13 protein-coding genes and 1 pseudogene are annotated in these 9,356 nt (G+C 36.3%); 12 read left to right on the top strand and 2 right to left on the bottom strand.

Features of this window, described 5'->3' with window-relative positions:
- Positions 1–78: 78 nt before the first annotated feature.
- Positions 79–312 carry a hypothetical protein gene (locus CP355_RS10620; RefSeq protein ID WP_233187022.1) on the bottom strand — a complete coding sequence of 78 codons (234 nt, stop codon included), beginning with the start codon at positions 310–312 and terminating at the stop codon, positions 79–81.
- 152 nt (positions 313–464) lie between these two features.
- Complete coding sequence (locus CP355_RS10625; RefSeq protein WP_233185840.1) at positions 465–902, bottom strand: Rpn family recombination-promoting nuclease/putative transposase; 438 nt, start codon at positions 900–902, stop codon at positions 465–467.
- Between the two features lie 584 nt (positions 903–1,486).
- Between CP355_RS10625 and CP355_RS08685 the strand changes: the two genes are divergently transcribed.
- From CP355_RS08685 to CP355_RS08740, 12 genes and pseudogenes are all read left to right on the top strand, one after another.
- Entirely contained in the window at positions 1,487–1,900 is a 414-nt protein-coding gene (locus CP355_RS08685; RefSeq protein ID WP_098036957.1) for a cupin domain-containing protein, read from the top strand.
- A gap of 420 nt (positions 1,901–2,320) precedes the next feature.
- Entirely contained in the window at positions 2,321–2,410 is a 90-nt protein-coding gene (locus CP355_RS10830) for a YSIRK-type signal peptide-containing protein (RefSeq protein WP_098044345.1), read from the top strand.
- Positions 2,394–2,714, top strand: a complete 321-nt coding sequence (locus CP355_RS08695; RefSeq protein ID WP_098044346.1) for a hypothetical protein — start codon at positions 2,394–2,396, stop codon at positions 2,712–2,714. The genes CP355_RS10830 and CP355_RS08695 overlap by 17 nt, the downstream gene beginning before the upstream one ends.
- Before the next feature lie 57 nt (positions 2,715–2,771).
- Positions 2,772–4,805 carry an LPXTG cell wall anchor domain-containing protein gene (locus CP355_RS10320; protein ID WP_158227431.1) on the top strand — a complete coding sequence of 678 codons (2,034 nt, stop codon included), beginning with the start codon at positions 2,772–2,774 and terminating at the stop codon, positions 4,803–4,805.
- 148 nt (positions 4,806–4,953) lie between these two features.
- Complete coding sequence (locus tag CP355_RS10405) at positions 4,954–5,106, top strand: hypothetical protein (protein ID WP_098044347.1); 153 nt, start codon at positions 4,954–4,956, stop codon at positions 5,104–5,106.
- Positions 5,054–5,425 carry a co-chaperone YbbN gene (locus CP355_RS08710; RefSeq protein WP_233187023.1) on the top strand — a complete coding sequence of 124 codons (372 nt, stop codon included), beginning with the start codon at positions 5,054–5,056 and terminating at the stop codon, positions 5,423–5,425. The genes CP355_RS10405 and CP355_RS08710 overlap by 53 nt, the downstream gene beginning before the upstream one ends.
- On the top strand, positions 5,415–6,065 hold the full coding sequence (locus tag CP355_RS08715) for a metalloregulator ArsR/SmtB family transcription factor (protein WP_098044348.1): 651 nt from the start codon (positions 5,415–5,417) through the stop codon (positions 6,063–6,065). The genes CP355_RS08710 and CP355_RS08715 overlap by 11 nt, the downstream gene beginning before the upstream one ends.
- Positions 6,066–6,170: 105 nt before the next feature.
- Positions 6,171–7,094, top strand: coding sequence for a thioredoxin-disulfide reductase (gene trxB / locus CP355_RS08720; RefSeq protein ID WP_087176715.1), 924 nt, complete (start codon positions 6,171–6,173; stop codon positions 7,092–7,094).
- A gap of 11 nt (positions 7,095–7,105) precedes the next feature.
- Positions 7,106–7,756, top strand: a complete 651-nt coding sequence (locus tag CP355_RS08725) for a DsbA family oxidoreductase (protein WP_098044349.1) — start codon at positions 7,106–7,108, stop codon at positions 7,754–7,756.
- Positions 7,757–7,905: 149 nt separating this feature from the next.
- Positions 7,906–8,721 carry a sugar-phosphatase gene (gene yidA / locus CP355_RS08730; protein WP_087363449.1) on the top strand — a complete coding sequence of 272 codons (816 nt, stop codon included), beginning with the start codon at positions 7,906–7,908 and terminating at the stop codon, positions 8,719–8,721.
- Between the two features lie 52 nt (positions 8,722–8,773).
- Positions 8,774–9,031, top strand: a complete 258-nt coding sequence (locus CP355_RS08735; RefSeq protein WP_025005511.1) for a bacteriocin immunity protein — start codon at positions 8,774–8,776, stop codon at positions 9,029–9,031.
- Between the two features lie 133 nt (positions 9,032–9,164).
- Positions 9,165–9,308 (top strand): annotated as a pseudogene (locus CP355_RS08740) (phosphatidylserine decarboxylase); the annotation flags it as partial.
- Positions 9,309–9,356: the final 48 nt, after the last annotated feature.

A 9,356-nucleotide genomic window follows, 5' to 3' on the forward strand; every position in this document is an offset into this window, starting at 1 on the left:
GGAAATCATCGTTCTTTTTTCATGTCTTAGGAATTAGTTTTTTCCCAGACACTTTTGACTAGATTGATTTGTAAAAATTTAAGCTTGTTTCATGAAGTCTTTCAATTCATCAATGGAGAGTTGATCACCGTAATCCTTCTCTAAGCGATTTAAGATTTGTTCATCATTGTCGCCGAAATCTTTTAAAGCAGCGATTAACTTTTTTATGCCGGAAACAGTAGCGCTAGCTATGCCTCTTTGCATACCTTGTTGCATACCTTTTTCTTCTGCTTCTTGCTCTTTTTCAAGCATTCTAGTTTCGTAGTCGATCATTTTATCCCTCCATTCTGGATCTTCGTTCATGTCCTTGATTCGCGTTTGAATTTCATCAAAAATGGCATTCAAGTGGACAGGTCGGTCATTAATCAGGTTAACTAAGCCTACCTGATCTGCACTTTCACCATTAGGAATTCCTTTGCCATTAATTATAATTTTTCTAGTCCGTCCTGCAATTGCTTAGACTTGTTGTGATCTTCATAAGTATGGTAAGTGTATTTGATCCGGCCTTCACCTTCAGGATCGAAGTTGCATAAGAAAATCAAATAGGCCTTTTTTATGTTGCGATAGGTCTTGCCTTTATCGAGAGTATAGCGTTGATCAATTTTAGCAGCATAGTACCGCATTCGCCAGCCAAGGTCTTTCTTATCGGTAGTTTGAGCTTCTACATCGTAAGGGTTGTGCTCGTAATCTTCAACCAGTATGTCGAAGATTACATCTTTACGCTCACGATGTTTAGGATCCTTGACTTCTTTTTGTTTTTCCGGATAGTAGATTTCTTTGATCTTGAAAGACAAGATGGTTTCAAAAATATACTTGCAAATTTTCTTGTCTGATATGATTTCACCGAAGACCTGATCTTCCAAGAAGCCATACCACGGTTTGATTACTTTAGGTGTTTCTTTCGTAGCACACCTGCTTTCTGTAGAGTAGGGCAGAGCCCTCTACTATTTAATACACAAAAAACAGGCAAAATTTTTTTGAAAAGTTAAAATAATAGAAAAACTATTAGATCCGTCTGAGAGTCTAGTAGTTTTTGAGTGATATTAATAATTTTAGGAGTCTTAAAAGCCAAAAATCAATTTGGTGAAACTGCTGATAAAATAAATACACCGAGCAATTCAAGTGCCAAAAATGTAATTCCAATAACTGTAGTCATAATTGCCATCCCCTTAGTTTGGAGATAAATAATTGGATATTTATCTTATTCATACTCTTTATCTTTACAATTTTTACTTTAGCATAGAATTACATAAAAATAAAGCGCTTACATTAGAAAAGGAGAAAAAAGACGAAATCTTTCGGAAATCGTCTTTGTCGCCCCTGCCAAGGAAGTCCATTATAGCATTTTGCATAAGTAAAAGTTATAGCTAGCCAGTAATTATAGATATTTCTCAAGCTTAATTTCTAAGCATACAATGTAATTGAGTTGAGCAAAGGAGAAATAAAAATGGCTAGAAACGAAGAAGAAGTAAAGAATTGTTCATTTGGTTTTGGCGAACCTAACACAGCTTATGCGAAATATTTTACTGGTGAGAGTTATTTGAATCCACTTGCTAATAGGGCTAACTGTAGTATTTCAAATGTTTCATTTGAACCGGGATGCATCAATCATTGGCATATGCACACTGTTGCTCAAACTTTGGTTTGCGTTGCAGGTGAGGGCTGGGTTCAAGAAGAAGGTAAGCCAGCTCATAAGATGACACCTGGTGATGTTTATGTTGTTGCCCCTAACACTAAGCATTGGCATGGTGCAACGAAGGATTCATGGTTTGCGCACCTTTCAATCATGACTGATACTGACAAGGCAAAGTCCACTTGGCTTGAGCCGGTTGATGAAGATTACTATAATAATTTGAAATAATTAAATATGCACGTATATTTAATGATCAAATCGTTTGGATTGGGTCATTTTTTTGTTAGAAAAAGTACGTTAAATAATAGCGATATTTTTAGAAAATAATTTTTGAGCCATTACAAGTAAAGCAGACTATCTTTTTAAAAATGCCTCTAAACCAGCACTAGAACTACAAAGCTAGCGTAATAATCAGTAGCAAAATTAAAGCAATATATTATTAACTGATAATAAAAGTTACGTTTAAATAACTAAAAAACTTTTGCAATTTACATAAATTGTGCTAGTACATGGTTGTTGAATAAAAAGCATACGTTGTTTTTAATGAGAACAAGATGTATAAAGAAAGCGCAATGCGTGTGAAATTTAATTAATAAGGAATATTAGGGGGGTTTTGATATTGTATCTAAGAATAACCGTATTAAGAAAATGGAAAACGCTGCAGATAGACGGCAACACTTCGCAATTAGAAAATTGACTGTAGGTGCTGCTTTCGTTTTGCTTGGAACTAGGTACTAACGCAAGCACTGCACATGCTGATGTGGCTGATGGCAATACTGAACCTGAAGCACATGAAGCAAGCGATACTCAAGCTGATAACGGTACAAGTACAGCTGAAAAAGTTGTAGTTGAACAAACAAAAACAGATGATAATACTGTTGCTGGTGACAACAATACATCATCTGTTTCAGAAAATTCAGCAATCGAACAGAGTAATTTGGATGAGAGCAATGATAAAGCTGCTTCAAATGATAAAACGAATAATGAGACAGCTGAGATTAAGAATAATACAAATAAGATTGCTGCAACAGTAGATACTTAAAAATTAGAACAAAATAAAGTTGACGCCTCTACTGTTAAAGCTAATAATAACACCAAGGTGCAAAATGGTGTTAAAGATACGCTTAAGGAAAATTCTGTTGCTAAGAATACTCAAGCAGATAAGGTTGAACAAACTGTTAAAGATGCCCAAAAAGCTGCTGATTCTGCAGTTGTGTCAGAAGCAGCTGGTATAAATAAGATTAATAACAGCGACTTGAATAAAGATGCTGTTGTTTCTGATGCCGGGAAATTGGGTAAGGCTGCAGATGAAAAGCAAGCTGAAACTGTAAACTTCAATTTGGATGATGCTGCATTACAAGGCCTCTCAAAGGAAGGCTCAGCTAACTTAGCTAAGTTGTTCAATACTAGTTTGGCAGTAGCTAATGAGGGTACTGAAAACCAGAATATTAACACTAATCCTAAGAATGAGAGCAAGCCTGTAACTACTTGGGATGCTGTTAGACAAGCAGCCGGTGCAGGTGATAAGAGCGTTAAAATAAAGGGTAATATTACCGCTTCAGATAATTTGAATGTTATCGGTAATTTAACTATTGAAGGTGTTGATGGCGCGACTTTAAACTTGGGTCAAAATAGTATTGTTAACAATGGTAATTTGACTCCTGATATTACTAAAGATAAGTTAGACGACATTAAGAACTATGCTCTTTCACATACGTCTGATCAAACTTTGGAATACATTAAACACAGCCAAGCAGTAAGTCAGGATTCTGGTTGGAAGATGACAGACGCAGCTGGTAATCCAGTGACAGATCCATATGCTGCAGTAGAATCTCCTAAACTTGATGGTTACACTGCAACTATTAAGTCAACTAATGCTCCTGGCGTAACTCAAGGCGCCGATGGTTCTGAAGTTCAAGCTAAATTAAAGATTAATCCAGATGCTGTTGTAAAAGACGGTAATTTAACTGATGCTTACAAGAATAATGGCGTAATTGGTATTCCTGAAAATTATGAAACAGTTGTAGTTTATAAGAAGGAAGCAGAAAAAGGTTCAGTAACAGTTAAGTACATCGATGATACTGCTGATAAAACTCTTGAAACCAAGGATCTTTCAGGTGAAGTTGGTGAAAAGAGTGATTACTCAACAGCTCCTACAATTGAGGATTATACAGATAAGGGTTATAAGCTGGTTAGCGATGATTATCCTAAATCTGGTGTAACTTTCACTAAAGAGCCACAAAAGTATGAAGTACACCTTAAACACACTTACAGCCCAGTAACGCCTGATGATCATCACGATGTAGATCCTAATGAAGTTACTAAGAATGTTAAGGAAACTGTTCATTATACTGGTGCAGGTGACAAGACTCCAAATGATAATGTTCAAAACGCAACTTGGACTCGTCATTTAACTAAGGACAATGTAACTGGCAAACTTGTTCCAAATGGTAAATATGATACTCCTTGGACTCCAAGTGAAACCGATTATAAGGCAGTTCCATCTCCAAAAGTTGATGGCTACACTCCAGATAAGGAAACCGTACCTTCAACTCCAGTAACTATGGACGACATTAATGTTACTGTAACTTACACTAAGAATGAAACTCCAGTAGTTCCACCGGATAGTCCAAACCCAATTCCAGCACCAACACCAACTCCACAGCCTGAACCTAAGAAGCCTGAAACTCCAAAGACTCCTGAAAAGGATAAGACTCCAGAGCCTGATGTTCCTGAACCAGATGAGCCAGAGCCTGATGAACCAGACGAACCTGATGTACCAACACCACGTCGTCACCACAAGAATAAGAAGCATACGCCAGCTCCAAAGCCAGCAAATAACTGGTCGAACAACTATGCTCCTCATGGTCAAAATGGTTACTACAACAATTTCGGCTCTCATGGTCAAGGCACTCCAGGACCAAATGGCGAAACTATTATGCCAAACGGTGAAGTACTTGACCGCAACGGCAATGTAGTTGGTTACATTGATGCAAACGGTAAAATTCACTACACTTTGCCACAAACTGGTGAAAATCAGAGTGAAGGTGTAGCTGCAGCTGCCTTAGGTGGCGCTGTTGTAGCCATCGGCCTTGTTAGTTTGGTCGGTGTGAAGAAACGTCACACGAATTAAATCAACATCTTAGATACCTTTTCCCTATATGAAGGGCGATGCATGTGCATCGCTCTTTTTTTGTGTGAAAATATTGACTTATAAAAAGTAAGTGATATGATAACTATAGAATTAAACGAAAACGTAGAATACTTAAGGAGAAAATAAAATGACTGAAAAGAAACAAGATAAGGAAAAATTACAATCAGCATTTGCAGCACTTAATGATAATGATAATTTAAGTGCGGGCGTTTGTGGTCCAGATGGCTGTGAAATTGACTGGAGCAAGGCAAAGAAAAATACCAAAGATGATCAAAAATAGTCTGAATACTATCCCAGATAATGCTGTTTTATATTTTGACAATGATTGGTGTGCTCAATGTTACGGTGAAACAAATGTTGTAAAAGATTTCACTCAAATAGTTGGCGATGTGGTTCCTTTCTATGAAATAAATGTCAATGAAAAACCAGAATTAGCCCAAAAATTTGAGGTATGGTCAGCTCCCAGCATTGTTTTGATCAAAAATGGAAAAAAGGTTGATCAGTTTAGTAAGTTTTTAGATTTTAACCAGTTTAAGACGTTATTTAATTACTATTTTAGTTCGTTAAAATCGAAAGAGGTGAAGGAGCATGCAAGATAAACTAGCAATTGCCTATCAAGATAGGGCTTTTGATCAAGTGTTGCGCATTGGGAAAGCCGTCAGCAATCTGACACGTTTAAAGATTATTTTTATTTTAGATCAAGGCCCTAAGTCCGTAGAGAAAATTTCAAAGGCAATCAATATTAGCGTGGGCACAACCTCTAAGAATTTACAAATATTAAAGCAAGTAAATTTAGTTAAGGAAGAAAAAAGCAAGAACTTTGTCTTTTATGCGTTGGCAAATGAGCAAGTAAGTCAACTGTTAATGCTTTTGACGACTTTAGCAGAAAAAACATTGCCAGAAATGAGATGCCTTGAAAAAACATATGATACTTTGCCGCAAACTGAAATAGCGGATCTATCAAATCAGGATAGCGCTACAACTTACGTTTTAGATTTACGTCCGACCGATGAATTCAATAATGTACATTTATCGGGAGCTCATAATATTCCATTTAATGAAATTGATTTTACTAATCTACCCTTTAGTCCTAATCAAGAAGTAATGGTTTATTGTCGTGGTCGACTTTGCGGTTATGCAAATCTGGTTGGCAATGAATTAAAAGCTAGAGGCTATACGCATGTTAGTGTTTTTAACCATAGTGTGACAGAATGGCAAAAGGGAAAAGCCAAAAATTAGATACAAGCTTTTGAATTAAATAGTTGACTTACAAAAAGTTAGTGATACTATATAATTATAGTTCAACGAATTTATAGAATATTAAAACTTAGCGAGGTAATAACGATGAAAGAATACGATTTAGCTGTAATTGGTGCAGGTCCTGGTGGTATGACAGCCGCTCTTTATGGAGCTAGAGCTAACTTGAAGGTTGCAATGATTGATCGTGGTGTTTATGGTGGTCAAATGAACAACACTGCTGAGGTTGAAAATTACCCAGGTTTTCCATCAATTATGGGACCAGAATTGGGTGAAAAGATGTATAAGAGTGCAACGGATCAAGGCGTTGAATTCGTCTACGGCGATGTGCAAAAAATTGAATTAGATGGTCAAAAGCGCATTGTTAGAATGGATCCAGAAGACATTACAGCCAAGGCAGTAATTATTGCAACTGGTTCAACCAATCGTAAGCTTGGCATTCCTGGCGAAGAAGAATATAGCGGTAAAGGTGTTTCCTACTGTGCTGTCTGCGACGGTGCATTTTTCAAAGATGAAAATGTGGCTGTAGTTGGTGGTGGTGATTCCGCTATTTCTGAAGGTCTTTACCTAGCAAACTTAGCCAAGGATGTTGATGTAATTCACCGTCGTGATCAACTTCGTGCTGAAAAGGTTTTACAAACACGTGCTTTTAAGAATCCTAAGATGGAATTTACTTGGGATAGTGTTCCAGTTGAAATTGTTGGTGATGAAAATAAAGTTACTGGCATCAAGGTTCACAATAAGAAGACTGATGAAGATAAGGTAATTGATGCTTCAGGTATCTTCATCTACATTGGTAATGTGCCAAATAGTGAACCATTCAAAGATTTAGAGATCACTGATGATCAAGGCTGGATTATTACTAATGATGAAATGGAAACTACTGTGCCTGGCGTTTATGCAATTGGTGACGTTCGTCAAAAGAAGTTACGTCAGATTGTTACAGCAGTTGGTGAAGGTGGTATTGCCGGTCAAAACGCCTTTGAATACATTAGTGAATTATCAGATTAATGAGGAAAAAGATGAAAATCAAATACTGGTCAGATATTGCATGCCCATTTTGCTATATTGGTTCTACTAGAATGAAAAAGGCAATGAAGGAAGTTGGCATTTATGATGATACTAAGTTGGAGCTTAAGTCATTTCAATTAAATCCAATGGAAGCTGAGACTGCTAAGAGTGGAGATTATATCAATCACTTTACTGGTGGTAAAAAAGAACTCGAAGCAGATGCTAAACAAAAGATGGCTTACATTACCCAAATGGCTGCTGGTGAGGGCTTAGAATTTCATTTGGATAAAGTTGTACCTACTAATACAATGGATGCTCATCGTTTGATCAAGTTAGCTGAGAGTAAAAATGATCGTGACTTGGTAGAAAGAGTAATCAGTCGTTTTTACAAAGTATACTTCACTGATGGTAAGTCAATTGCGGATAAAGACGTGTTGACAGCAGCTGCAGTTGAAGCAGGTCTTGATAAGGATGAAGTAGAAAAAATTCTTGCTTCTGATCAATATGAACGCCAAGTTGTAGGGGATGAAGTTGAAGCACAACAATTAGGTATCAAAGGTGCACCATTCTTTGTAATCAACAATAAATATGCAATCAGCGGTGCACAACCATATGAAGTATTTGTGCAAGCATTAGAAAAAGTTAAAGCAGAAGAAAAGTAAGCTAATAATAAAAGTCGTTGCTCTGTAGTGAGTAACGACTTTTTGTTTGGCAAATTTTTTTCAATGATTGAAAAAATATAAATGATAGAATTAAAGTTAGATTTATGATCGATGAATTGAAAATTAATAGAAATATACACGAGGAAAATATGAAGGATATTAAATTAATTGCAATTGACATAGATGGGACATTATTAAATAGTGAACGCAAATTGACACCAGGTGTAATTTCTACCATTAAACAAGCAAGTGCTGTAGGAAAAAAGGTGGTTATTTGCACCGGCCGGCCACTTGCTGGGGCACGTGAATATCTTGAACCGTTAGGTCTTGATGAGCAAGATGATCAATACATCATCAGCTTTGGGGGTGCTTTGGTTGAAACTACAACTGGCCACGGTTTAATTGAAGAAACTTTATCATATGATGACTATATTAGAATTGAAGCATTAGCAAGAAAAACTAATTTACATTTTCATGCTAGCAGTGATGATTGCGTTTATACTGCTAATCGTAATATTGGTAAATATACTGTACATGAATCTGTATTGTGTAGTATTGGTATTAAATATCGTACCCAGGAAGAAATGGCTGATAAAAAGATTTATAAATGCATGTATGTCGATGATCCTGATGTTTTGAGCGCAGCAATGGCCAAGTATCAAGCTGATTTTGACCAATTAGCTAAGGAATATATGGTAGTTAAAAGTACGCCATTTTATCTTGAAGTTAATCGTAAAGGTGTCAATAAGGGAACAGCTTTAAAGGCATTGACAGAAAAATTAGGATTGACTCAAGATAACGTAATGGCAATTGGGGATGAAGCTAATGATCTAAGCATGATTGAGTACGCTGAAACTGGTGTTGCAATGGGGAATGGTACTGATTTAGTTAAAAAAACTGCGGATGTGGTAACTGCTGATAATGATCATGATGGAGTTGCTCAAGCAATTAAAAATATTTTATAGTGTAAGCGGATACGGATAGCTCTATAATAGAGTTAGAAAGAAGGTCTCGCTTATGGCTCAAGATGAAGAAAGAATTATTAGAGATAAAATTGAATATATTGTTAATCATGATGAGGAAGTAAAGAAAAATCCCGAATTGATGGAAATTGTGCGGACAGCTTATGGCAGAAGGGCTGCTGGTAAGCCGATGCAAGAAGTAGCTTTAGCACTTGATAAGGCTTTAGCAGGATATATTATTAGCCACGGTGATGATACACCTGACAGTATTTTAGATTTGCATGAAGAAATGCAAAAATTATCTGGAATTTAAAAAATACCCCATAGTGCAGTAGCTTTGCATTAATGGGGTATTTTTGGTTTTAGAGTCATTTGAATGTAAGCGAATACAAAAAGGCTATACTAAAAGTAACAGAGTATTATTTTAGTAGAAATAGAGCCCTATTATGACAAGACATAAATTTAACGTTGGAAAATGGCTTCCCAGCGATCAAGAATTTGAAAATAAATGGGTAAAAAAGGTTTATGAAGAAGCAAAGAGCGAAGAAAATAATAAGTTGCTTCCACCGGTTCAAGCTTTAAAGAAACTGTCAAATCTTTTGTGTAAATAGATCTTTCTCGTAAATTGATTTTTTAAT

It is taken from the genome of Lactobacillus sp. UMNPBX4 (assembly GCF_002554115.1).
GTDB lineage: Bacteria > Bacillota > Bacilli > Lactobacillales > Lactobacillaceae > Lactobacillus > Lactobacillus gallinarum.

Excerpts from the sequence above, each read along its gene's own strand:
- trxB (WP_087176715.1), top strand. The coding sequence starts at position 6,171 with ATGAAAGAATACGATTTAGCTGTAATTGGTGCAGGTCCTGGTGGTATG.
- CP355_RS10620 (WP_233187022.1), bottom strand. The coding sequence starts at position 312 with ATGATCGACTACGAAACTAGAATGCTTGAAAAAGAGCAAGAAGCAGAA.
- CP355_RS08725 (WP_098044349.1), top strand. The coding sequence starts at position 7,106 with ATGAAAATCAAATACTGGTCAGATATTGCATGCCCATTTTGCTATATT.
- CP355_RS08715 (WP_098044348.1), top strand. The coding sequence starts at position 5,415 with ATGCAAGATAAACTAGCAATTGCCTATCAAGATAGGGCTTTTGATCAA.
- CP355_RS08735 (WP_025005511.1), top strand. The coding sequence starts at position 8,774 with ATGGCTCAAGATGAAGAAAGAATTATTAGAGATAAAATTGAATATATT.
- CP355_RS10830 (WP_098044345.1), top strand. The coding sequence starts at position 2,321 with ATGGAAAACGCTGCAGATAGACGGCAACACTTCGCAATTAGAAAATTG.
- CP355_RS08685 (WP_098036957.1), top strand. The coding sequence starts at position 1,487 with ATGGCTAGAAACGAAGAAGAAGTAAAGAATTGTTCATTTGGTTTTGGC.
- CP355_RS10405 (WP_098044347.1), top strand. The coding sequence starts at position 4,954 with ATGACTGAAAAGAAACAAGATAAGGAAAAATTACAATCAGCATTTGCA.
- yidA (WP_087363449.1), top strand. The coding sequence starts at position 7,906 with ATGAAGGATATTAAATTAATTGCAATTGACATAGATGGGACATTATTA.